Origin of the sequence: Sphingobacterium sp. GVS05A, from assembly GCF_019969845.1 — a bacterium.
Classification (GTDB): domain Bacteria; phylum Bacteroidota; class Bacteroidia; order Sphingobacteriales; family Sphingobacteriaceae; genus Sphingobacterium.
In genome coordinates, this window is sequence record NZ_JAHXYR010000002.1 from 179321 (window position 1) to 203973 (window position 24653).

Annotated in this window: 19 protein-coding genes; 7 read left to right on the forward strand and 12 right to left on the reverse strand. The window is 41.1% G+C overall.

Annotated elements, in window-relative coordinates:
* Positions 1 to 84 precede the first annotated feature (84 nt).
* From LC454_RS05605 to LC454_RS05650, 10 genes are all read right to left on the reverse strand, one after another.
* Positions 85 to 2241, reverse strand: coding sequence for an IPT/TIG domain-containing protein (locus LC454_RS05605; protein ID WP_223580448.1), 2157 nt, complete (start codon positions 2239 to 2241; stop codon positions 85 to 87).
* A gap of 100 nt (positions 2242 to 2341) precedes the next feature.
* On the reverse strand, positions 2342 to 5656 hold the full coding sequence (locus LC454_RS05610; protein ID WP_223580449.1) for a carboxypeptidase regulatory-like domain-containing protein: 3315 nt from the start codon (positions 5654 to 5656) through the stop codon (positions 2342 to 2344).
* A gap of 37 nt (positions 5657 to 5693) precedes the next feature.
* A complete protein-coding gene (locus tag LC454_RS05615; protein WP_223580451.1) occupies positions 5694 to 6692 on the reverse strand; it encodes a fasciclin domain-containing protein in 999 nt (332 codons plus the stop codon).
* Between the two features lie 2 nt (positions 6693 to 6694).
* Positions 6695 to 8038, reverse strand: coding sequence for a hypothetical protein (locus LC454_RS05620; RefSeq protein ID WP_223580459.1), 1344 nt, complete (start codon positions 8036 to 8038; stop codon positions 6695 to 6697).
* Positions 8028 to 9032, reverse strand: a complete 1005-nt coding sequence (locus tag LC454_RS05625; RefSeq protein WP_223580460.1) for a fasciclin domain-containing protein — start codon at positions 9030 to 9032, stop codon at positions 8028 to 8030. The genes LC454_RS05620 and LC454_RS05625 overlap by 11 nt, the downstream gene beginning before the upstream one ends.
* 120 nt (positions 9033 to 9152) lie before the next feature.
* Complete coding sequence (locus LC454_RS05630; protein ID WP_223580472.1) at positions 9153 to 10358, reverse strand: hypothetical protein; 1206 nt, start codon at positions 10356 to 10358, stop codon at positions 9153 to 9155.
* 135 nt (positions 10359 to 10493) lie between these two features.
* Complete coding sequence (locus tag LC454_RS05635; protein WP_223580474.1) at positions 10494 to 12227, reverse strand: DUF4397 domain-containing protein; 1734 nt, start codon at positions 12225 to 12227, stop codon at positions 10494 to 10496.
* 4 nt (positions 12228 to 12231) lie between these two features.
* A complete protein-coding gene (locus tag LC454_RS05640; RefSeq protein WP_223580476.1) occupies positions 12232 to 15699 on the reverse strand; it encodes a TonB-dependent receptor in 3468 nt (1155 codons plus the stop codon).
* Positions 15700 to 15829: 130 nt separating this feature from the next.
* Positions 15830 to 17032, reverse strand: coding sequence for a FecR family protein (locus LC454_RS05645; RefSeq protein WP_223580478.1), 1203 nt, complete (start codon positions 17030 to 17032; stop codon positions 15830 to 15832).
* Positions 17033 to 17092: 60 nt separating this feature from the next.
* Positions 17093 to 17713 (reverse strand): RNA polymerase sigma factor, encoded by a 621-nt coding sequence (locus LC454_RS05650; RefSeq protein WP_223580487.1) that lies wholly within the window; start codon positions 17711 to 17713, stop codon positions 17093 to 17095.
* Between the two features lie 202 nt (positions 17714 to 17915).
* Here LC454_RS05650 and LC454_RS05655 point away from each other — a divergent pair, with 202 nt between their 5' ends.
* Positions 17916 to 18383: a DinB family protein gene (locus LC454_RS05655; protein ID WP_223580489.1), complete on the forward strand. Its 468-nt coding sequence runs from the start codon at positions 17916 to 17918 to the stop codon at positions 18381 to 18383.
* A 125-nt stretch (positions 18384 to 18508) separates the two neighbouring features.
* Here LC454_RS05655 and LC454_RS05660 read toward each other — a convergent pair whose 3' ends face one another.
* Positions 18509 to 18889 (reverse strand): winged helix-turn-helix transcriptional regulator, encoded by a 381-nt coding sequence (locus tag LC454_RS05660; protein WP_223580491.1) that lies wholly within the window; start codon positions 18887 to 18889, stop codon positions 18509 to 18511.
* A 139-nt stretch (positions 18890 to 19028) separates the two neighbouring features.
* Here LC454_RS05660 and LC454_RS05665 point away from each other — a divergent pair, with 139 nt between their 5' ends.
* The 6 genes from LC454_RS05665 to LC454_RS05690 all read left to right on the forward strand — a co-directional run bounded on the left by LC454_RS05665 (position 19029) and on the right by LC454_RS05690 (position 23851).
* A complete protein-coding gene (locus LC454_RS05665) occupies positions 19029 to 20063 on the forward strand; it encodes an NADP-dependent oxidoreductase (RefSeq protein ID WP_223580493.1) in 1035 nt (344 codons plus the stop codon).
* Position 20064: 1 nt separating this feature from the next.
* A complete protein-coding gene (locus LC454_RS05670) occupies positions 20065 to 20532 on the forward strand; it encodes a cupin domain-containing protein (RefSeq protein WP_223580495.1) in 468 nt (155 codons plus the stop codon).
* Positions 20533 to 20660: 128 nt separating this feature from the next.
* Positions 20661 to 21227, forward strand: a complete 567-nt coding sequence (locus LC454_RS05675; protein WP_223580497.1) for a Crp/Fnr family transcriptional regulator — start codon at positions 20661 to 20663, stop codon at positions 21225 to 21227.
* 59 nt (positions 21228 to 21286) lie between these two features.
* A complete protein-coding gene (locus LC454_RS05680; protein WP_172391981.1) occupies positions 21287 to 21868 on the forward strand; it encodes an NAD(P)H-dependent oxidoreductase in 582 nt (193 codons plus the stop codon).
* Positions 21869 to 21996: 128 nt separating this feature from the next.
* Positions 21997 to 23271 (forward strand): adenylosuccinate synthase, encoded by a 1275-nt coding sequence (locus tag LC454_RS05685; RefSeq protein WP_223580499.1) that lies wholly within the window; start codon positions 21997 to 21999, stop codon positions 23269 to 23271.
* Between the two features lie 10 nt (positions 23272 to 23281).
* Positions 23282 to 23851 carry a Crp/Fnr family transcriptional regulator gene (locus LC454_RS05690; RefSeq protein WP_223580500.1) on the forward strand — a complete coding sequence of 190 codons (570 nt, stop codon included), beginning with the start codon at positions 23282 to 23284 and terminating at the stop codon, positions 23849 to 23851.
* Positions 23852 to 23856: 5 nt separating this feature from the next.
* Here the strand turns inward: LC454_RS05690 and LC454_RS05695 are convergent, their stop codons facing one another.
* The gene (locus LC454_RS05695) at positions 23857 to 24636 is read right to left on the reverse strand and encodes a hypothetical protein (RefSeq protein ID WP_223580502.1); all 780 of its coding nucleotides are present in this window, start codon (positions 24634 to 24636) and stop codon (positions 23857 to 23859) included.
* Positions 24637 to 24653 lie beyond the last annotated feature (17 nt).

Consider the following 24653-nt stretch of genomic DNA (forward strand, 5'->3'; position numbering starts at 1 on the left):
AAATCCCCGATGCTTATTTTATATCGTTTCAAAAAAGAACTTAACTTTTTGAGAACAATATTAACACATCGGGGATATACATTTTTATTTTAGGAACAATTTCCGAATCGCTTTATTCGCCACATCCATAAGGTAAATATTACCCTCTTTATCCACCACAACATCCTTTACCAATGTAAATTTCGCCGTTGCTAAATTACCGTCTACATAACCATAGCTTGATTTTATCAAAGTCGTAACCTCCCTCGTGCTCATATTGACTTCACGAATCGCAAAATTATTGTTATCAGCGACGATTAATCGGTTATTCAGGCCAGGGCTAATTCCACCGATACCATTAAACTTTGCGGCAGTTCCTATGCCATCTCCGTATCCAGCATCCGGATTTCCAACAAATATTACCCCGCGGTTATCACCCGGTTTCACTATTTCAATCCCATTGTTGCTGCTTGTATTCTGATCGGAATAATACAGGTAGCCCTGACTATCCACAAAGGGTTTGCCCAACACCCAGGATGGTCCCGTTACCCTTGTATAACTTCCAGTGTTATTGACTTTGTTGATCCCCAATCCAAATCCAGCAACCGAGACATACAAATTTCCTGATAAGTCTATACACATGGCTGTCGGCGAAAATCCGCTTGCGTGTACTGTACGTTTACCTGCAGGCGTAATTTTAAAGATCTGATTTGCTCGTTGATCGCTGACGTAGATATTATTTTGCTGGTCAATTGCTATTCCTGACGGATAATCAAAAATTGCGTTGGCGCCATCAACCTGCAGGATGGAAACATTCCCTGTAGGCGATACCTTCTTCACTTGTTTATTCTCTGGATCTGTGACGTAGATATAGCCTTGTTGATCAATTGCCATTCCAGCCATGTTATTGCCAAAAGTGGTCATTCCTGGGCCACCTGCCAAGGTCATTATTCCTGCCCTACGGAATGGTCGCGGTGCCAAAGCTTCTTGGCTGCCAACGACAACTTTCACCTGACCTGTCGTTACTCCCTGTGGTGCTTCCAGTACCAATTGATTCTCACTAGCACTGCTTACTCGCGTCAAAACTCCGTTAAAATAAACGAGATTTTCTACCGGATTTGTACTAAAACCAGTTCCCATAATCGTAACACTTGTCCCTGCCAGACCATTGTCCGGACTCATTGAACGTATCCCCAATGTCTGATCTTTGAACTGTGGGCCTTCGACCGATTGATCATTGACAACAACCTTTACCTTGCCCGATCCTGTTCCACCGGGAATGGTCAGTTTAATCTGATTTTCACTACTTGAAGAAATAGCGACCTGCTTTCCATTGATAAATACCTGATTTTCGTCCAGTACCTTACTAAATAATAGTCCGTTAATCGTCATTTCAGCCCCTTTTGGACCACTTAAAGGTGAAACAGCGTCAATGATTGGTTTACCAACAACAGTAAATGTTGGTCCTGATATTTTCTGTTCATTGATATTGACGGACAAAAGCCCCGTTCCCACTCCAGCTGGTGCAACAACAACAATTTTTTCAGGACTGGACTCTAGGACAACAGCAATTTTACCGTTAAAATCAACCACATTGCCCGAATTCAGTTTCTCAAAGCCCTCACCGGTCAACGTTACCTTTGTCCCTGCTCCACCAGTTGTTGGTTTGATGCTCCGAATAACCTGATAGGTAAAATTTTGACCCTGGGATTTTTTTCCGTCTACGCGTACTTCTACAGCACCATATCCAGCATCTTCTGGTACTTCAGCAATGATGACCTTATCGGTAACACTCACCACCAATGCCTTTTTGCTATTAACGTAAACCTCTGCCGGCGTATCCGTACTGCCAAACCCCTCACCATCAATCCGCAATTGGGTTCCACCGGTACCATTCGTCGGAAAAACTTTCGCTACAGACAAGTCTTGATAAGTATATGTGCCGACATCGAAGCTATTGCTGCCATACTTCAATATAACTGTTCCGCTTTTATCACCTTTCGGCACACGCAACACAACAGAGGTAGGAGTCGCGCTGATCACCTCCGCCGGGTTCCCAGCGACTGTCGCCGTAAATTCAGTGATCGAACTGCCGAAGCCCTGTCCTTCAATCGTAACCAATGTCCCTGCCTTACCTGAATTAGGGTAATAGCTGTTTACTTTCGCCACCTCCTTTTCTATCAATTCCTCTTTTTTACTACAGCCGATTAATGCAATCACCATTGATATACATATCATCGTTAGTTTCACTATATTTTTCATGGGAATAAATTCTTTTTTTACACCTTATTTCTTGAGCCTCATTGCTCGATTCATTGTTTCACTCTTTATGATCTTAACTATCATGATAGCACCTTTTAAATTAGAAAGTATAGCGAACGCCACACTGTATCTGCGCCCTTGAGTTAAAATAATCTATGCTATAGGGCTGCCCCGGATCGCTGAATGTAAATACAGGCCAGTTATCTGCATTTTGCCTCGGTGGAAACAATGACGGCGTCAGTCCTACACTACTCGTCGAATTAAACGTATTTGGCGAGAAGTATTGAACGCCCCATTTTCTATAGATCAGATTTGTCAAATTCATGACATCCACCGAAAAGGTGATAAATTGCTTTTTTGACTTTTGAACAAAAAAATCGTGTGCAACACGTAGATCAGCCTGCAGATTCCATGGCGTACGTCCCATGTTTCGTTCTGTAAAATCACCTCTGCGGGAGCTTAGGTACGCGTTACCATCAATAAATTTATTAAAAGCGTCTGCCTGTTGTTGAGCAGACATTCCGCCGGGGATATCCTTGAAATAATGTATTGCCTCTGTCTGTCTCGGAATGTAAACCAAACTGACCTGCTGTGGCAAGCCTTGGATACTATTGTTGACAATACCATAGGTAAATGGGCTACCTGATTGTGCACTAAAATATAAGGTAAAACTTGTCCGCCCAGCACTGTGCCATACTTGCTCATAATTTATGCTTGAAACGATGCGGTGACGTATATCAAAGTTACTATAGGCCAATTTCGGATTGTTCGGAATTAACGATTGATTGAGCTGCCAATTACTCTCCATAGAATTACGGACCCCATTGCTCAAATCTTTGGACTGACCGTAGGTATAGCTCAAAGTCGCATTCAGCTTTTCTTTGATCGTTTTCCCGATCGTCCCTGTGATGCTATACCGATAGCCTTGACTGGTATTGCTCAACAGATAAACATTTGAAAAACGATTATCAACAGTACCACTGTAAACAGGTTGCTGCTTGCCGATATCATATCCATACCATAACGGATTATCTTTATTATTTAGCTGTTGGAATAATACATCTTTTATATTTTTTGTATAAATACCCTCCAGTGTGAATTTCCAGCCTTCCGCCTGATAGTCTATCCCTAAACTTGACCGTAGAACTTGCGGCAGTACAAAATTATTATCAACCAAGTCTACCTGTGTCTTACCCGTGCTTGGATCATTGATTATGGCACCGTTTTGTCCAATAAAGTCACCTATCCCATTCTGGCTAGGTTTAATGGGATCAGAGCCCGGAGCAAAAGGTTTTTGATCTGCTTTTTGATCAAATGCGCCATAACTGTCACCCGTATTGTAATAAGCATAGGCGAGCCAGGCAAATGGTATACGTCCCGTAAATAATCCGGTCCCTCCTCTTATGACCAACTGTCGGTTGTCCATTGCTTCCCATCGAAACCCAATACGTGGGGAAAGTTGGATTTTATTTAAAAATTCGTTTCTAAGGCGATTGGCAGGGGTGTATGTATAACTTGTCCCAAAACCAGGATCCGCCCACATATCGCTGACTTTGTCACTTAACGTTGGCATATCGGGTAGGCTAGCTAAATCTGCTCTAAGTCCAGGGATAATTTGTAAATGATCATTTACACGGATTTCATCCTGAACATACAGACTATACATATTGACCGAGAAATCCGCTGCGGGATGATCTAAAATATAGGATCGTGTATTGTCTGTATAATTATAGCTCCCTCTAACACGATAAGGTACATTGGCAACAAAATCGGCAATACTGTTGTAATCCACACGACCATTCCAACCGTTGACAAAACCATACCGAATACGATAAAGTTCATTATGTGTTCCAAACAAAAACTTATGTCTACCTTTCGTCCAGTTCAGGTTTGCTGTAATCTCCCATGTCCCTTGTCGCATATTAAAAATACTGGCTTCGCGATCAGTTCCGAGATAGATTGTTGTTCCTGGTGTACGTCCCTGAATCTGCACCTGAGGCAAAGAAGGGTCACTCAGCGGGTCACGACGGTCGTTTACCTGCGTATACCCCAATACAATATTGGAGGAGAGATTGTTACTAAATCTACTCTTTAATTCTGCCACAGTACTCGTTTGGTTATTTTCCTGTTCAAATGCCATTCCACTGAAACGAAAATCTTGCTGATCCCTGTCCATATGTGTCGCTTTGCTGAAGATCGTATTGTTACGAATAGCCAGCTGATGCAAGGCATTGATATTCCAGTCCAAGCGGTTAAAGAATTTGGTTGAACGTGACCAGTTGGTATAATTATCAGCTGTTCCGATATTAAAAATATCTCCGTAACGCGACTGCGCCGCCGTTTTTATCGCCTCGACATCAGCGTAATCCAGAATATGGGCCGTTTCAACCGTTCCTACACGCAGTTGTGTAGGATCTTGACGTCGTGTCAGCTCTTCATTGCTGAAGAAAAACAACTTATCTTTTATCAACGGAAACCCAATTCGAAATCCCGTTTGATAGTCATAAAAATCTTTATTCATTTTCCCTAGCGTTCCCACACGATCTTTCCCAGTAAGCGCGGCATTACGTCCATAAGCGTACACCGAACCCTCGACCTGATTCGTCCCACTCCGTGTTACGGCATTGACAGATCCACCCGTAAAATTCCCAATTTTGACGTCATAAGGAGCTAGATACACCTGCATATCCTGGATAGCATCAATCGATATCGGATTAGTCCGCGTACTGCTTCCTGCCATTCCGGAAGTACCGGTCTGTCCACCTAGAGAAGGGCTAAAACCTATCGCATCATTATTGACAGCGCCATCCACCGTCACATTATTATACCTGAAGTTAGTTCCGCCAAAGCTATTATCCCGGCTTCCCTGTGGTGTTAGTCTAGTCACATCCGTAATCGAACGATTTGCTGTTGGCATATTTCGTACCTGTTCACGGCTAATATGACTCCCTGTTCCTACTGTACCGGCCCTAGTTTCCCGTTTTCGGCCTGTTATGACAACTTCACCAAGGGTTTCTGTGCGCTGTTGCAGGATAAAGTCAATTTGCAAAGCTTCTCCCAGGCGCACAAAGATATCCTCTCTGTGATCGGCCTGAAGCCCTACACTGCTCACATCCACTGTATACGGCCCACCGGTACGAATATTGTTCAAAGTAAAATGTCCATCTTTATCTGTGGACTGTACGTAACGCGTGCCTGTGGGGGTGTGTACAACAGTAACTGTCGCTTTCTCGACAGCGCTTCCAGCACTATTTTGAACCTTTCCGATGAGTGCACCTGACGTTTCCTGTGCCGAAGAAACAAATCCTTGCACGAGAAGTAAAAAGAGGAAAATTAACTTGAGTGTTGACAATAGCGGATAGGCGATCCCGATTGATCTTCCTATGCATATATTGTCATATTGATATCTATTCATTTCTTGTTTTCCTAAATCGTGAGATAAAACTTTTTTATTATTGTGTAATCTGCAAGCCCTGATCGACAATATGCAGTACCCCCTCACCAGTTAATATATCCTGTTTATGCAGGAGGACGTCACTGGTATTACCCAGGCCACGGAGTGCGATGCCCGTAAATGATCCCGGGGAGTTTACATTGGGAATCAATCTTATTTGAATACTATTTCCATCCAGCATCGTTTGCTTAGATAAATTTGTGTTACCTGTACTTAAAATATAATCGTATACAAAGCGGCGATCGCGAACGATATGATAGTTGACTACTTGTTTCAACTCTGCCAAACCTGCTTTGTCAACCTCTTGTACCGAAGCGAATCCCAGTTTCGCCATCGCCGTATTGATTGGCGCGAAAACGGTATAAGGCCCTTGATTACCTTTATCCGATAACACAGCAGTTCTTTTGACAGCTCGGGCAAATATGCTGATGCTTGCATCTGCATTGATCGCGTCCACAATCTTATCATGTACATAAGGCGTCATCACCCGGTCGAGGACCTGTACCAGTCCATTCGAGGCTGGCAAATTTTGGGTCAAAATACGGGCACCATTTAATGTGAGTACCGTATCTGCGCCTTTGACCCAATGTGTGGCATAAACTTTACCTTTTCGTGTTTGCAGCTCTTGATTAAATAAAAATGGCAGTTTATCCAATTCATATTTCCCGTCCAGTAGGTGATAATTGGCAATGTCCGCAATGATCGAAGCTCGCTCAGCTAATATTTCCACGACACTGGTGTACCCTGCGTTGGCGAAAGCATCATCTGACGGTGCAAGTAAGGTATAAGGTCCCTTACCTGTTTTCAGTTCCTTATCCATATTGCTTACACGCAAAGCAGCATTAAACGCCGATAAATTAAAATTATCAGCAACGACAAGATTCACACTGTTATTATCGAAGCCAACAGCACTGTCCTCCTTTTTACAGGCAAATGTTAGGCTACTGATCAGCAAAAGCATTACATATCTGCTAGCGCTAAATTTATATTGTCTCATCTCTATTTAAGTTTAAAACCTTTCGGAACTAACAAATTATCAAGTACGTGAATAGGTCCATTGATGGTATTGATATCCGTCTCCACCATATTGGCCGGCGCCTGTTCTGCATTTTTTATCTTCATCTGGATCTGGTTCTCATTCCGGGAAAAGGCGAATGGCATTTTATAAGCATATTGAACTTGCCCTGAACCGCCGATATTCACATAATAATCGTTTAACAATACAGGATCCAGGTCATTGCTATAAAATACAGTGTTATTACCCATCGCCATACCATATGCCGGATCCTTTGTCGCCACTATCCTTCCCCAATTGCGATGATAGCTGAACAGAGTATCCATCGGATAGGCTCCACGGGGCTCAAAGTATAATTCATCATATCTCACATCTCCCCTTTTGGCATTGAACGCTAAAATATCCTGTACACTGTTAAATCCCGCCCGTTTAAAGGCATCATCCGTAGGTGCAAATGTTGCGGTCAAGGTCAGATTGGCCTCATTTTCGTAAATAGGATCGCTTTCCGCCGCCCAGCCACGGGTATAAGGTGCCCTGGCATCGGGATAATAGCTTAAAAACTCCTCTTTGCTCATTCGATAACCCCATAATGGTTCAATATCATCCAACATTTTCTCAAAAAATGCCTCCTCCGCCAATCGCTGGGATTCGATAAAAAAGGTAAACCTTCCATCTGCTTTTAATGCATCCAATATGGTCATCGTAGGTTTTTGGACAGATTTTCCCATGAAATAGATCCCCCCATCTGTTGCGGGTTCGTAAATTAATTTGCCTACAGATTGACCATTGACAAGCAGATTTCCATCTTTTGTAGCCAGGTAATGCCGATAATAATACAGATCATAGCGTCGGCCTATAGGTTCCTCATTATCATAAAAGGGAACTCGAAATTTTGAATCTTTCAACATCGAACGGACCATTAAACTATATTTACCAAGTTTAGCCTGATCAAGCTCGCCCCAAAAGCAATAAAACTGAATAAACTCGTTAAGTTCTTCGGTTGTCATTTTTTGAATAGTCTCCGCTGTTATTCCGGCTTGCTTGAGGGCTTTGTCAGTTGAAGCCAAAACCGTGACTTTCGTATGAATACCTTGCGCTTTAATAAGTGCTGAGATATTACTTTTTTGCCAGGCTGCCAAAAATACTGTCGTCTCGCTATGTTTAGCCAGTAATTGGCCTATATCTTGTGTTGCCTCGTTTTGATAAGGAACCTGTTCACCTACAATGTCAGGCATAAATTCGGTCTTACGGCAAGATAAGATCAGAAATAAACCCGCAACCCACATCAGTACGATATGTCGAGTGACCTTAATTGATTTATTTTTCATTTTCTTCCTTTTTAATAACCTGATCAGGACTTACTAAGCCTTGATCCAAATCATGTACCACACCATTACTACACAAATAGTCCATTTTAGCCCCGACCGAATAACTTATATCCGCCAGGATAATTGAATAAAATGTATCGTTACTTCTGAGCTTCATATAGTAACTCATTTTCCAGGTCGGATAGGCCTCATTCGCAAAGTATTCCATGTAATGAATGTTATCTTTCAAATGATAGTTATACGAACCGTTCGAATTAATAATGCTGAACACTTGCGAATCCGAGATAAAAAAATGTTTATCATACATGATATAGGCACCGAATAATACCTCAGCTATATATCTTTGAGGCACGGCACTATCCAAAAAGCCCATTGTAATTCCCTTCTTTTCCAGCGCCTCATTCGTTGGTGCGAACACCGTAAATGGACCTTTTTCAGCAAGTTGATCCCACAGACCGAATTTCTTCAATCCGGCTACAAACACCGTATATTCCTTTTTATCACTCAACCATTCCTGAATATTTTTTTCAAACTGGGGCTTCATCAGCTTATCAAGCACATGCAGGACACCGTTCGACAGAACCACGTCCTTACGGATTGCCTTTGCACCGCTGAAAAACAACATGTTGGATGGTGAAGTTGCCCCTGGCATGATCGAACCTATGGAAGCATATAATTCTGACCCCTCAAGGGTTGCATACCGAAAATCGACAGCGTTACTTGGAATATCACGTAGGTAAAGACGGCGCGGAAGAATATGGTAGGCAATCATCCGTCGCAGACTATCTTTATTCATCTTGTCAAAATCAGTTGGCCTAAATATCCCTATTTCATTAAATGCAAGATCATTGGGTACGAGCACTGTAAATGGTCCCGCTTCATTGAGCTCCATAGCCATGCCTGTCTTTTGGAGCGCAGCATCAAATAGGCGCATTTCGTAATTATTATGAATAAAATCTGCTGCCGGCCGTATATTTTCATTCGGTACAGGCATAGTAAGATTGTCATGTTTGCAACTTTGTAAGATAGAAATAAACAGGTATACAAAAAAGCAGCCTATAAACCTCATCTGAGACATCTTATATTTTATATTTCGATTCATCTTTGCTTATGTTTAGTAGATAGGAGGTGCATATTTCCGTTGTATTGTCGTTAAGTACACTCGACCATTAACAACTTCAATCGTATTGACCGTGGCGAAAGTGCGCGGGTTGTCTTTTCCGGAATGGACATTGACCAATAAATTCGGAAGAAGCGTTCCATTTTCATTACTTGTTAATCCAACTTTTCCATTCAGAAGACAGTTAAGTACAGCCCAATTGCTTCCTGTATTGCGGTCACTATCGTAAAAAGGATTTGTAACCGGATTCATTCCGGGCGCAAAAAAGTCAAACCGTTCCCATATGGATGTTCGAATGCCATTAGCATGATTACTTGCCCATAGCGGAAAGCTCGCATAGGAACTTACAACATCTGAGCTCGTATTACGTCTAATTGTGGACATAAACTTACCGCGGTATCCTTTTACGGTGGCGGCATAGTGGCTCAACTCTTCCTGACTTTCATAAAGCGACATATACACATTCATTTCATCCTTGATGCCATACTTAAAACTTGCGAGTTTGTAATCGTCATCTTTTAAACTGGCATCAGCTTCCCAAAATCCTTTTGCGCTCATATTGTAAAAATTGACGTAGACCAATGAATCCGATAAAGGGAGTTTATGGAAGTTTTCCTGCCTCAATAAAATCCCATGGTCTTTCTTGACAAAATCTTTTTGCAGCAGATGCAATGTATACACCTCCTTACTTTGCAGGTTAATCACCGTATCTATCAGGATGTCATTTCTTAAGCGTTCCTCCAATTCAAAGAAAGGAACTGTATTTTTGGGTCGGTAAGCAAATACAATACGAACTTCTCCAGATGGAATCTGTGCCCAGCTGCTTAGATCAAATCCATTTAAAACTGGGCCAACCAGTACATTCTCTTTTCCCGGATATTCTGGATTACTCAAGCTTGTACTGTTGCCGATATGTGAAGGATAAGGTGGCGCATAAGGATCACGCTTGTCCAAAAAGTCACCTATGATTTCTGCTCCTGTAAATTTCCCGTCTGCTCCAGTCTTTGGATTGATGAGCATACAGAAATAAGGTACCTTATCATCTTTGCTGCCCATGGTTTGCACATAATTGATGTTATTAAACACCCTTAAGTAAGCAGGCTCAGCGATCTGTGTATAGTCAATTTTGGTACAAGCCGTGAGCAGGATGAGAAAAATGCCCAATACGCTTATGCAATGTAGTATTCTTTGTGTTTTCATCGTTTAATTTTATTTTTCAGCTGTGATGAAGCGATCAGATTTATCCATCGAGTGTATGCTTAAAGCGGCATTCATGAGCTCGCTTTGTTCGGTTAACCATTCCCCTATGTGAATGAATAAATCATGATGGTTTCATTACTTATTATGTTTGATAATGATCATTCTAGCTTTCTCTTTAGCAGATGCTCCTGCACCGCTTTTTCCAATTAATGCGACGGTATAAATTCCGGGTTCGTGGGCAGGCAATGCTCTTTTGATTTTTGTGTAGAGTGATTTATCAGCGATAAAGTCTGTAGATTTCAGTACATTGATATCTTCGGCCCACACTCCGGGAACCACATCGGGCTTAGATCGATAAGCCATAATCTGGTAAGGCTCCATCATCGTATTCATATTCGTGTAAGGCATATTTGTCGACGGAATTCCCGGCTGAAGATTCACATTGGAATGATTTCCGATGGCTTGCCCATTTGGAAGTGTAAACGTGATATAAGGATTACCAATGGATAGATTTAAGAAACGATTGAAAAAGAAAAACTTAAAGGCGAGTCTGCTATACGTTCCATCATCTTCGGCAGGTAAAGGCAACGTACCACTGAGATCATTAGCAATCAGTAACAGTTGAGCCTTTCCATTTTGATCCGGGTATATCCAAATCGTATAATTTTGATTACTCCGTAACTCCGAATTTAAGGAAGCGATAACATTGCCCGAATTGTCAACTGCCTCGATCGTATACCGTTTCTGGGTAAATACACCGTAGCCGCTTACTTCTCCAAAATCAAGGCCCGATACAAGCGTTTTTCCTTCTATCTTAAATCCGATAGATTGGTCTTTGTATGCATTGACTCCCTGTATCCGGAGATAACTTTGGTTTACCGGCGCGGCGATATCTGTAATAATCTGAAATGAATTCTGATACACATTAACAGTTTCATCTATTTCATTGGAGATATAGCTAAATTTCTGCGGAGCAACTACAATCGTATATACCCCACCGGGCTTGAAGTCCTGAATGGGTGCATAGACCAGATTAGTTGATCTTGCATGATTTTCGGGGATAGTAGAAGTTGACAGATCAATCAGACCATATTCATGTCGTTCGGATCCCAATGCAGGAAGCGGTCTCCCATCCTGAAGCAATACCTTGAATTGATAAGTACCGTAAGGCAATTCAACATAATCAGATACCTTCCGGGCAACGGATATTGCATTCGTCTTTGGGCTAACTAGCGTACCGTCGGCATAGGCCAGCGATATCTCCCCAACCAAATTCTCCTGTGGCCCCGTCAATCCACTGGCTGGATTTTTAATTGCCCCAGCTAGATTCACAATCCTGATCTTGAAATGATCGGGTTTGCTCGGACTTGTCGCAACCCGCGCTATGGAGACAACCTCAGGCTGACCATTCATGAACGTAGTTGGCAGTAAAAAATAGTCTTTGGGCGTATCGTAACTATTATTTACATTGACTTTAAGATCATGGTCTAGCCCAAATCCCGCATAATAACGTGCGGCAAAACTCAATTCAGCCTCTTCATTCTGGTTAAAAAGATCTTGTGGAATAGGCCATATTTTCCCCAGGCGTCCATCCGTTGGGAAATAGGATGTCCCCGGATATTTGTGGTTACCCGGGTTTAGCGGATGTAATACCACGAAATTGGTCAAGCTATCACCATTGGCAATAAGTTGGTTGTAGTCAAATAAGTTAATAATTCTCGAATTCGAATTTGGCCTATTTTCGGTTACAGGGCGGTTGTCGGTAATAACGTCCAACTTTTCTTTTTTACAAGCGGAAAAAGAAAGGGAACATACAGCCGAAATTCCTAATAACCACCAATAGCTATTGGCAAATACATTGATTTTCATTGGATTAAAATAAGTTATAGGTAAAACCGATCATAATTTCCGCACCACGTTTGTAGCTTCGGTTGATGTATTCATTTCCATACCATTTCCCGCCGGTTTGTGGATTTGCATACACTGTTTTTATGGCAGGATTCATAATGTTCTTTGCATAGCCTTTAAATAAGATTCGTCTATTGAGCTTTTGTGAGAATACAAAATCAAGATAAGGTACAGGTTGTGTATACAGATCAGGCTCCCCTGTCAGATTGATCTGTACCAGACGTTCTCCGACCATGTTGAAGGTCAAGGTCAGGTCAGTGCCGGACTTGTCATTATCATAATTTAACCAAGCATTGATGGAATAAGGGGCTTGTTCAAACAGTGGGCTATTTTTAGGCGTGTACCGGTCAAGGGAACGATTCGCTTCATAACGTTCGGCAGATTTTTTTATCTCACTCTGTGCCAACAATAGGTTGGTACCGAGAAACAGGTTTTTTAAAGGATCGTATAAGCTTCCTAAATTCTTGACTACCTCGAACTCCAGTCCCCACACTTTACCGACATTAGCATCATTTTGAAATTGAATTGTCGGAAATTCAGGGTAAGTGGCCGCCAGACCCTCCGTTTTTAAATTAAAGACTTTGACCAATTGGTTCTCGATACGTTTTCCAAAAGCAGAAATAGCGATCACTTCCCCTTTTGCGGGAAACCATTCCCAACGAAAATCTGCATTTTGTGTATACTGATTTTTCAGATTAGGATTACCTACGACCAACCCCATCTGGAAAGCATCAAATTCAAATACGTTCGTAATCTCTCTCAACTCCGGTCTTGCCAAGGTCGTATTGAAAGCTCCACGAAAATTCATATTGTCGTTGAGCGTATAAGTAGCATTTACCGAATAAAAAGGTTTGTAACCCGTTTTATAGACAGAATTTGGATTAATTGGATCCAATGGAATACGTGTTCCATCCGGAGATGTTGCCGTTAGTGCAGGATCTAAAAACACATTAGCTGTATCTACTGCTGACCCGATGTTAGTCAGCTCAAACCGTACACCACCCGCTATACGTAGTTGCTCTGCAATTTTAAGATCCAACATACCATAAAGCGCATTCGTCTCGAAATAACCTTTATAGTTATTTGGTGATTTTTGGCTATTGTATAGAAATCCCCCTATAGGCATCATTCCTTCTCCCTGTCCGGCCTTGGGTAGCACAACGCCAACTATTTCATTGCTGACCAGGCGATCCAGATTGCCCTGAACATCATACAATGGAATGGATTTATTGCCCGTAAAATTTGATCCTGGCAGAAACAATTGGTTTTCCATGAATTTACGGTCTCTGAACAGGTAGTTAAAGCCCGTCTTTAACGATTGTTTCTGTCCAAACAGCTTAAAAGGAATATTTAAATCCGCTTTTGCATTAAAATTGTCCTCATTTAAATTTCGCCATCTCCGACCATTGGGTTCAGCCTGAATAATGCCATAATTTCCAAATCCGTTTACATAGCCTGATGTGAGTGCATACAAGTGTTCAGAATAGACATAATCATCGCTACCTGCCTGTTCTCCAACAATCGGCCGTCTATACCAGCCCCCGCCCCTGGGGGTGTAATCCACCAGACTTACAAATCTAAAATCCGGATCATTTTGGGTGGATTTTGATGTCGCCACGTTATAGCTCAATCGCGGGGAAAATTCATCTTTCAAAAACTTATGTTCACCTTGTAAATTAAACGTATTCAGATTTCGAAAAGTCTGTTTTAAAGAATGAATGGTGCTTCGGACCTCTCCCGGTAATCCGGAATATTCATAACGTCCATTCAGATTAGTTGCGATGGATTCACCACCCCAGCTTCCGAGGTATTGCATGCTGATTTCATGTTGCGGATTAAACCGATAGGTAACACCCACAAGCGTACCATAGTTAAGAGTTTCTGTCCCTGTATTTTCTTGATAGGTCTGATATTTGCCCATAAATAAGCTATTGGGTGTAATATAATTGGGGATATTTCTAAAACTAAATATATCGGGATTACCTGTGACGACACCTTGGTAGATACTGTATTGTGTCAGTTCGCCTTGATAAGTATCAGAGAACCTTCGGTAATAATTTCCACCGACAACAAGTCCCAACTTGTGTTTACCGAAGACATCGTAGCTATTTCCAAAGGTAGCGGAATACAGTTGATTCATAGGTGCCCGGCGATATCGCGTCGTCATGACAGGATCAAAACTTTTCATAATACCATTGATACGGTTCACTTCCTGATAGCCGGAAGGGCTATAATTGCTATTGGCAATCATATCCTGAATAGAACTGAGTCCATTTGGGTATTGCTTTGAGAGATCCAGGAAATCATTCGACAGGTCTTTTTTATTGATTCGTGTCCCTAATAATCCCATTTCACTATTCCAGAAGCTATTATAGTTACCACCTAGACCGATATTCGAATTGAGACCCGTCTGCGCGATAAGTTCGAATGTCATCTTATCAGGTACAGATTTCGTTTTGAGCTCAACGATACCTGAAGCTGCATCCGCAGGCTTATCTGGCGTAACTGTTTTATATACGGTAATATTGTCCAGAAGTGAAGCAGGAACGAGATCTAAGGGAATAGCACTACGGTCAGGATCTGAAGATGCCAAACGTACCCCATTCAATTGTCCAATCACAGACCGGTCCCCTAGCCCTCTAACGGCAATATATTTATCATCCGTTACGGTCACTCCCGTGACACGCTGGAGTGCCTGAGTAGTTGTGATACTCCCTGTTCGCTCTATCATTTCAGCGGAAATAGCATCCTGTACAATGGATGCACGCTTACGTTCTTCCAGTACGGCCGTTTCTGTATTCGTTTTGCGCCTTGCCTGAACAGTGACCTCCTCCAAAGCAGTCGCAAGTGGTGCCAAACTAATCGCAAGATTTGCCTGTGCTTCTTTTATCTCCAGTTCTCTTGTCTGATAGCCTAAATACGAAACAACCAATGTTGCTGGAATTCTGGCAACCGTTAAGGAGAAGTTTCCATTGCCATCGGAATTTGTTCCGCCCGAGGTTCCCTTGACACGGATGGACACACTGGCCAGCGCGCGCTTGGTTTCCTGGTCGGTTACCCGCCCCGAAAGAAGCTGTTGCTGTAAAATAGAAGCCGCTTTGTTGGAACCCGAAGGTGCAGCCGTCACAACAACCAATTTATTTTTCACGACATAGCCAAAAGGCTGTCCTGCAAAACAAGTCGCTAACGCCTCCTCCACGGTCGCATTTTTGAGGCTTATATTAATGGTTTTTGCTCGATTAAATAAGCCATTATCATAAAAAAAATCATAGCCGCTCTGCTGCCTTATTTCTTTTAAAATAGTTGGGATATTGCTATTTTGCCTGTTGAGTGTAATCCGTTGACCATAAGTAAACGCACTGACTTTCACCAACAAACAAGTTAAAAATACCATGGTGATTTTCATAACACGCATGCATTGATAAAAACTCATATATTTGTTGTTGTTAATATTATTTGATGATTATTGAATCGCAACGTTATCGATAAGCTTAACACATTGACCAAGGGTGTTACCAGCACCTTTGGTTGTTTTCATTTGGCTTATCGCATGATTAGATAGGTCAATCTATCACAATAAGCCTCCTTCCATTAATTTTTATTTTTACTTTCCCAGTGATTTCTAACATATCAATGATGGTGGATAACGGCTGAGAACGCGATACCATACCATCAAATTTGAGTTTTTCTAGTCGTTGCGGACACTCCACATCCACATTGTACCACCTCGAAATCTTACGCAACAAACTACTCAACTCTTCACCTTTAAATACAAAATCGCCCTGTGTCCATGACACATCTTGCGAACTATCAGTATTATCTATACGCAAGCGCTCACTTAACAATGACCTTTGTCCAGGTTTCAATAAAACAGATTCATTCCTTTTTAAAGAAGTAACGCGCACACTGCCTTCCAGCAACGTTGTCGTGGTATAAGGTTCATCGGGATAAGCATTGACATTGAAATGAGTGCCAAGTACTTCAATTTTTTGTTCTGCTGTTTCCACATAAAAAGGAATCCGTTTTTTATCCCCTCCAGTCTGCATTTCCAATTTTGAGATTTCAAAATAGATTTCACCCGTCATACGTACAGTTCGGGCATTTTGAGCAAACTTCAATGGATAGGTCAATGTTGAATTTGCATTCAGAAAAGCTTTGGAGCCATCGGGTAGAATAACCTGATATTGATTGCCCCGATTGGTTGTAATTTTATTGACCGCAGCAGTGGCCGCAGCATCCTGCTCAACGGCTCGATAGACCAACTCACCGTCTTTGTTCTTTTGTATCTCTACACCACCTTGGAGCGCCACAACACTCCCCCTGCGAATATCTGCTAAGGAAATGACTGATCCATCTTTTAAAGTAAGTACTGCGGCATCTTTTCCTGGAGAACCAACCTGTTGGCCTATTGCTTTTGTTTCCTTAGGAGCTTGTTGCCGGAATAAAAACAGTGAAATTGCCCCCACAGCAAGTAAGGCGGCTGCAATTTTAAACCAGACCGTTTTGCCAATTTTCTTAAAACGGTGCTGGTCAGAACGCTTTTTTATCTGTTGCTGCAAACGGAAATAATTTGCCTGCACGGATTCTTCACCGGAGTAATAGCCCAATGCCAGGATAGTCGCCTTTAACTCTCCAATGGACTGTTGATGTTCCGGATATTTTTGCAACCATTTTTCCCATTTCTCGATATCCTCTTGATCAGTTCTCTTGCAATAATTAATAAAAGATTCATCTTGCAATAAAGCCTGTAAATTAAGTTCGTCCATTCTGCTCTAATTGTAATTTATCCAATAGAGCAAGGGACATCATTTTTTCACTACTTATTTTTAAGAAAAAATCAACAAAAATGAAGAAAGCAGTCCTACGGCCACTTTAAGAAAGATTTCTTGTTCATTGGACAGATTATTTTTGATCTTTTCCAGCGATTTATAGATGGTATTATAAATGGTATGAATAGAAACTTGATTCGCATCAGCGATCTCCTGATAGGAAAGATCCAGAAAAAAGCGCTGATAAATTACCAGACGTTGTTTTGCGCCCAGCTGTTCCAGGTGTTCTTGTACCAATTGCGCAACAGTATCTGTTGTTACCGTACGAATATATTGTTCTTCGACAGATTGATGGACTGCTGGATCATGTGCTTCTTCGGAAAAATCCAGATCCGCTAGTTGCAACATTTCCTTCCGAAAGAGCTTTCGAAAGAACACGGTGATAATATAATTGTGATGATTTCGTATTTGTCGATTGCCTGTTTTTTTCTCCCACAGATGTAAGAACACATCATTGATACTATCCTGAATGCGCTGCATCGACATTTTTTTCTTCAGCCCCAAATACGAAAGATAATGGTAATAGTGTTTATATAAAATATAAAATGACTCTTCACATTTATCTTCCACAAATTGGTCCCAAACATTCCTTAAATCTTTTCCGGTTAGTGCAAACATGATCTCCTGGTAATGATGACTTTGAACAAAAGAACAAAAGTCTTATTAACAAGAGATTAAGCCAAGATGAAGAATAAGGAAATTGTACGTAAATTAGAATTATAAAAATGATATAAACCTTACGATACTGACATTACTTTAAAAAATCTAATTTTTTATCAAAAACAAAGGAGTACTAATCAATAGAAAATTTTAACAGGAAATGGAAAAGCAGCTATTTATTGCAAGCAGACTTAGAGAAGTTTTATTAAATGGTCATTGGATTGCAAATACCAACTACCAAGAACAACTAGCAGATATCAGTTGGGAACAGGCTATCCTGAAGATCAACAATTTAAATTCCATTGCCGTACTCACCTATCACATCAATTATTACTTAAAGGGATTACTTGCCGCATTTGAAACGGGAAAGCTGGAAATTAATGATAAATACAGTTTTGATTTACCTGAAATAACCAACAAAGCCGATTGGGAAGAGCTCCGGCTTGATTTCATCAGAAATGCAGAGCGCTTCGCAGATAAAATTGAACAATTTGATACAGAAATTTTTAGCCAGCCTTTTTTTGATGAGAAATATGGTTCCTATCTAAGGAATATGGAAGGCGTGATTGAGCATAGTTATTATCATCTGGGACAAATCGTATTGATCAAGAAAATAATCAGCCAATGAAATGTAAAGAACTTTCCCTCGTTTTTTTGATCCCCAACGTTCAGTTAGCAAGCCCATATTATTTTTAAAAGAATCTAAAAATGGATCTTACTATTGACATAGCTGCTTAGATCATATCATTGGGCTTAGATTGAATGCTCCTGTTTGATCTTTTCACGGTATTCCAACCCCCAGTCGACCAACGATTCAGTAACGGGAACAACACTTTTCCCGTAATTCGTGATTTTATAGAAAACCCGAACAGGCTCTTCACTTGCTTGACGTGACACCAATAAATTTTGTTCAAGGTCCCGCAGTTCCTTAGTCAACACTTTCGCTGAAATCCCCAGGATCTCCCGCTGCATTTTTTTAAAATGAATGTCTTGTTTCTCACGGTTAGTTAAATAGCGGAGGATCATTAATTTCCATTTTCCACCTAAAATATCCAACGCATCACGCATTGCACGTAGTTCCTCACCACAGCTTGCTTCCCTCCTTACAGTATTTTCTTCGATGACTTTACCCATTAATTTATCAAAACTACTAGTTACCACTTGTTAACCACCAACAAATATATATCAAAACTCACTTAAATTTGTAATAATGACTGTTCAGGGCAAAAAATCTAGTCCGATCATAGGATACTATCGGTTTCAAATAAGTTAGATGATGCCAATAAGACTGAAAAACATAAATGAATATGAGATGAATGCTGTCATTTTAAATGAAAAAAATCAATTGGTCAATGCCAAAGTGGTACTGCGTCAATTAAAACCCCAGGAGATAAAGATTAGAATAATCGCATCTGCAATCAATCCCATCGATTATCAAATGCGTGAAAATGAATACGAAAGAAGGTATATATTTTCACCTATTTTAGGGAGGGAAGGTGCGGGCGTAGTCACAGAGGTAGGCTCCGAGGTCATAGATTTCCTCATCGGTGATGAGGTTTTCTTTGCTTGTGGCAGTATGGGAAGCAATGGCACATATTCAGATTACATTTTACTACCCGCAGCCCTCGTTGCTCTAAAGCCCAAGAATATTTCTTTTGAACAAGCGGCTGCACTACCTACATCTGGAATCACAGCTTTACAAGTCTTTGATCGCGCATCCATTACTCCCCCCGATCAAGTATTCCTTACAGGAGCTTCAGGTGGTGTAGGCCTTTTTGTGTTAAAACTACTCTTGGCCAATGGTATAAATAATATTATTGCTACAGCAGGAAATGCAACAAGTTTCGAAAGACTACATCAGCTGGGATTAAACACCGATAATATCATCGATTATAAACAGTACAATTTAATCGAAACACTAAAAAATAAGACTAATAATCAAGGGTTTGACTTTTCTATTGATGCGGTAGGACATGCCCTTTCAGAGACCTCAGCGGTCGTATTGAAACCCTATGGCTGCTATATTGATATTACCCACTTTACAACAACCTCAGCGAGAGACACACTTTTTAGCTCAGCCGCCAAAATCATCAATATCTCTAACTTTATTCATGCGCAAAACCTCAATTATACATATTTCAAACAGGCATTGAACCGTATTACAAATTATATAGAGCAAGAAACTATACTGCCTATGCCAATTCATCCGATCGGCGATCTGACATCAGAGACGATCGAAAAAGGACATCAGCTATTAAAAAATAACAAAACCGAAGGTTATAAATTAATCCTACACAATCCATTATAGTATGAGAGCTATTCCGAGAAGAGTCATCACCGCAGAACGAAACGGTAAATCGTATATAAAACAAGATGCTATCGTAACGAATGTATCTGAGCATTATCCCAACCTCATTATTTCAGACATCTGGCAGACAAGTCAGATGCCAGCACAGTTTATTGAGGAAAGCCCTGTAGAAAATTCAGCCATACCACAAGTCATTAGGAATGGAACTTATTTCCGTTATGTACAAATTCCCCCCGACAAACAGCTCGGTATTGAGGTCCCGATTGGTCAGCCACACCCTCTAATGCATCAAACTGCCAGTCTGGACTATATTGTGATTCTTTCGGGCGAAATCTATCTGATTACAGATACCGAAGAAACCTTATTACAAGCTGGAGATATTGTGATCCAACGCGGTACCAACCACGCTTGGAGCAACCGTTCCGATCAAATGTGTCTGCAATTGGCTATTCTTATTGATGCGAAATAGATTGCATACATCATTCATACTAAAAAACGATCATATTTATATTGTATTGAAAAACACTACTTTAATAAAAATGTTTCCCGATAACTTTATCTTGCATTGCTAACGCAATTTAGTTAAGTTTGATGTCTATGATGGCAACTTATTTTCAGTCTTTGGGTCTCTTCGACCGGGAAGACATCACCCAAATTGTTCAGCTTTTTGAATATAGGAAGCTAAACAAGAATGATTTTTTTGTTAAAGAAAATCAGCCCTGTAACGAGGTCGCCTTCATTGCCTCTGGAATTTTTCGTTCGTATTACAGCAGCTCAAACACAGAAGATGTCACCTATTGTTTTCGATTTCCAAACAGCCTAATCGCTGCCTACTCCTCTTTTATTACAGGTGGACCAAGTGTGGAGACGATGCAGGCCATCTCTTCTGCTGAACTATGGGTGATTAAAAAAAGTGCTATTGACAAACTTGCAGCTGAAAGTCTAGTCTGGACAAAATACCTCAGGATGATTGCTGAACAGCAATATCTGGAACTCGAAAAACGTATCTTTCAATTGCAGAAAGAAACAGCTTTGCAACGCTATACGGTCCTACTTCGGGATCAGCCCGAATTTGTCCGACAAATACCATTGCAGTATTTATCGTCCTACCTGGGCATCACACAACGGCATTTAAGCCGGATCCGCAATGAGATTACTTTTTAGACATTTGTCCTATAATTGAAGGGACAGCCCCCCTACTTTTGTGTTATCAGAAGAATAACATGAAAAAGAGAATACTTATCATCAACGGTCACCCCAATAGGGAATCCTTCAATTTTGGTATTGCCGCAGCTTATAAAGAAGGTGCCAAAGAATCTGGAGCGGAAGTTCGCTCGATTAACATTGCAGATTTGAATTTTAATCCCAATCTCCAGTTTGGATACCAGAAGCGGACAGAGCTCGAACCAGATCTCCTGCAAGCCTGGGAAGATATCCTATGGGCCGAACATTTAGTTTGGGTACACCCTGTATGGTGGGGTGGTCTTCCGGCTATTATGAAAGGTTTTATCGATAGACTCTTTCTACCTGGCTTTGCTTTCCAGTACCGTGAAAATTCACTTTTTTGGGACAAATTACTCAAAGGGAAATCCGCCAGAATTATAACGACCCTAGATCAGCCCGGTTGGTATTATGCCCTTATCTACGGTAGGCCCAGTGTCAATCAGCTCAAAAGATCAACCTTGCAATTTTGTGGCATATCACCTGTGAAAGTGACTTATCTTGGTATTATAAAAACGTCCGATGCGACAAAGCGGGATAAATGGTTATATAAAATCAAACAGCTCGGAAAAAGACAAGGTTAAAAACTGACCTGGTTCTCTTTGCTCAATTTTTCAGGAATAAACATAAGCATCTGTTTTTTTGTCAAATGGCAATTGTACCCTTCCTGTTATCCCCTAGCTTTGATCCATTAATTCAACACAATAGCAAAATGGATATTTTAATTGGACTCCAGTGGGGAGATGAAGGAAAAGGAAAAATCATTGATCTGATCAGCCGTGAGTATGACATTATTGCCCGGTTTAATGGTGGCGCAAACGCTGGACATAGCATTTACCACAATGATAAACGGATTACGCTGAAATTACTGCCCTCGGGAATCTTTTATCCCCATATCAAAAATATTATCGGTACCGCTGTGGTGATCGATCCAGTTGCACTCCAGGCGGAAGTGGAACAGCTTCAAGACTGTCTGTCTGACGCTAATTTAATCCACCGGATCCTGATATCGGTGAAGGCTCATCTTGTGTTGCCAACCTACAAGTACTGGGATATGTATTTCGAAGAATCACCGGAATACCGTACTATTGGAACAACAAAAAATGGCATTGCACCCACTTACTCAAATAAAATACTTCGGCAGAATGTACGCGTGGAGGATATCTTTTCCAAAGATTTCGAAGCCTATGTTTTCCAAATTTTGAATAAACAGTATGCCGAATTACAGGCTTTGGGGCAGGATATGCCGGCAGTACAAGAATTATATGATAATTTTCTAGAGGCATGTAATTTTTTAAAAAAGCTACAAATTACTGATACAGAAATTTTCATCAATGAAGCACTCAGCAACAATAAAAAAGTATTGGCCGAAGGTGCTCAGGCCACTTTATTGGATATCGATCATGGCAGCTACCCCTATGTCACTTCCTCAAATACCATCGCGTCCGCAGCATGTGTAAGTCTAGGGGTGTCGCCCAAGCTAGTTGATAAGATCTATGGTATTACCAAAGCCTATTGCACACGTGTAGGAAACGGCATATTTCCAACCGAATTAACAGGCCCCCTTGCCGAAGAACTACGTGAAAAAGGAGGTGAATTTGGATCCAACACCAAACGCCCGCGAAGAGTGGGCTGGCTTGATCTTCCCGCATTAAAATATGCTGCCATGTTAAACGGAGTGACCGACCTTGTACTGACAAAGGCGGATATCCTAAATGGAATGTCCGAGGTGCCAATTTGTACAGCATATGAGATTGATGGTGAAACAAAAACCTTAGCTGCTCCGACATGCTTAGACAATGTCCCAAAGCCGGTCTGGAAATTTTTAGACGGATGGGATGCTCCACTGAATAAAATCAACCAGCAGGCACAAGTTCCAAAAGCACTGAAACTACTTATCTCCTTTTTGGAGGAGGAATTAAAGATCCCCGTAAAATATATATCCACTGGACCGCAACGGGAAGAATTGATTATCTTAGGTAATTAATACAAGTATTATGGAGCAGCTTTTAGCCTATATACGAAAATTTGGTCAGCTTGATAAGCGGGAGGAAGGTCTAATCAGGCAGGCCTTTGAGAAAAAGCATCTTCCAAAAGCGACCTATTTTGTTGCCTGCGGAAAAGTTACCAATAGTATAGCCTTCGTAGAAAGCGGGGTATTTCGTTCCCTTTATTACAATGATAAAGGTGACGATTTTACACGATACTTTATTTATGAAGGTCGTTTTATTGGAGATTTCCAAAGTTTTCTGGATCGTACTCCATCCAACGACTATATCGAATCCGTTACAGATGCACAGCTATGGAGCCTCGATATCCATAATTTTCTGTTGTTGGAAAAGGAGATCAAAATCTGGCCCTTATTAATGGCAAAGCTGTATGGGTTTGTCATTGAAAGCAAGTTAAAAACAGCGAATACTATGATGAATCTTGATGCCAGCGAACGTTATCTTCTATTTCTAAAGCTCTATCCCGGACTGGCAAATCGTGTTCCCTTAACGATGCTGGCCTCCTATCTGGGGATTACAGCTTCTTCCTTAAGTCGCATCCGAAAAAATATTACGTGAGGATACTAATCATATCGGGTCATCGTTCCTCGCGAACTTGGTGAGTTATCACGGAACCACTCATCAAACTGAGGTTTGGCGATAAAGAATGTAATTTTATTTTTCGCTGAATCGTCTAATTTGTCCTTAAACAATGTAATAATCTGCTCTTTACTAAAAGTCTCTTTCGGTTCTATAGGATTACCATCGTCATCATAGGAAGGACTATACTCCTCATTGCTCCGGTCAAATCGCAGGGGTTCTATTTCGGGCACCACGAGTTGAAATACTTTATCCTTGGTATGCCAGATCAAACGCAATCCAGAGGAAACACCTTCCAATTCCCTCGAATTCATTGTTGCCTCAGGATTATCCAATGCAATCTGGTCCACTAATTTATTCACATCATCCGCAGATACATCCTCTTGTTCAGCCATCCAGGCAAAAACTTCCTTTTCTGCCAGATCTGTTAGGAGTTCAAGTGTTTTAAATTTAAAACTACCATAATCCGCCAGATTGATGTCATCCTTATTAGAATTGACATTATATTGAACATAATACACTGTGCTATCAGGAAGATCTTTTCGCTCAAGTACGATTTCATTTTCTTCCACATCGAGATTCACCATATCGACTTTACCCCGAAAAAGATCCTCATTACCTAGAAATTTTGTAAGATCCACATTCATATCAACCCCTTTCAACTGCAGTGGGGCTTCTGCGTATGGCTTGACAGACTGTTTACAGGCAAATATGCTAAGCGATAAGATTGCAATGCCTATAGTCCCTATCTTTGTATTTTTCATACGTTTTGATTTTTTAA

Excerpts from the sequence above, each read along its gene's own strand:
- LC454_RS05665 (WP_223580493.1), top strand. The coding sequence starts at position 19,029 with ATGATGCCAATAAGACTGAAAAACATAAATGAATATGAGATGAATGCT.
- LC454_RS05695 (WP_223580502.1), bottom strand. The coding sequence starts at position 24,636 with ATGAAAAATACAAAGATAGGGACTATAGGCATTGCAATCTTATCGCTT.
- LC454_RS05670 (WP_223580495.1), top strand. The coding sequence starts at position 20,065 with ATGAGAGCTATTCCGAGAAGAGTCATCACCGCAGAACGAAACGGTAAA.
- LC454_RS05615 (WP_223580451.1), bottom strand. The coding sequence starts at position 6,692 with ATGAGACAATATAAATTTAGCGCTAGCAGATATGTAATGCTTTTGCTG.
- LC454_RS05640 (WP_223580476.1), bottom strand. The coding sequence starts at position 15,699 with ATGAGTTTTTATCAATGCATGCGTGTTATGAAAATCACCATGGTATTT.
- LC454_RS05620 (WP_223580459.1), bottom strand. The coding sequence starts at position 8,038 with ATGAAAAATAAATCAATTAAGGTCACTCGACATATCGTACTGATGTGG.
- LC454_RS05625 (WP_223580460.1), bottom strand. The coding sequence starts at position 9,032 with ATGCCTGTACCGAATGAAAATATACGGCCGGCAGCAGATTTTATTCAT.
- LC454_RS05610 (WP_223580449.1), bottom strand. The coding sequence starts at position 5,656 with ATGAATAGATATCAATATGACAATATATGCATAGGAAGATCAATCGGG.
- LC454_RS05660 (WP_223580491.1), bottom strand. The coding sequence starts at position 18,889 with ATGGGTAAAGTCATCGAAGAAAATACTGTAAGGAGGGAAGCAAGCTGT.
- LC454_RS05685 (WP_223580499.1), top strand. The coding sequence starts at position 21,997 with ATGGATATTTTAATTGGACTCCAGTGGGGAGATGAAGGAAAAGGAAAA.
- LC454_RS05645 (WP_223580478.1), bottom strand. The coding sequence starts at position 17,032 with ATGGACGAACTTAATTTACAGGCTTTATTGCAAGATGAATCTTTTATT.
- LC454_RS05680 (WP_172391981.1), top strand. The coding sequence starts at position 21,287 with ATGAAAAAGAGAATACTTATCATCAACGGTCACCCCAATAGGGAATCC.
- LC454_RS05635 (WP_223580474.1), bottom strand. The coding sequence starts at position 12,227 with ATGAAAATCAATGTATTTGCCAATAGCTATTGGTGGTTATTAGGAATT.
- LC454_RS05630 (WP_223580472.1), bottom strand. The coding sequence starts at position 10,358 with ATGAAAACACAAAGAATACTACATTGCATAAGCGTATTGGGCATTTTT.
- LC454_RS05690 (WP_223580500.1), top strand. The coding sequence starts at position 23,282 with ATGGAGCAGCTTTTAGCCTATATACGAAAATTTGGTCAGCTTGATAAG.
- LC454_RS05605 (WP_223580448.1), bottom strand. The coding sequence starts at position 2,241 with ATGAAAAATATAGTGAAACTAACGATGATATGTATATCAATGGTGATT.
- LC454_RS05650 (WP_223580487.1), bottom strand. The coding sequence starts at position 17,713 with ATGTTTGCACTAACCGGAAAAGATTTAAGGAATGTTTGGGACCAATTT.
- LC454_RS05655 (WP_223580489.1), top strand. The coding sequence starts at position 17,916 with ATGGAAAAGCAGCTATTTATTGCAAGCAGACTTAGAGAAGTTTTATTA.
- LC454_RS05675 (WP_223580497.1), top strand. The coding sequence starts at position 20,661 with ATGATGGCAACTTATTTTCAGTCTTTGGGTCTCTTCGACCGGGAAGAC.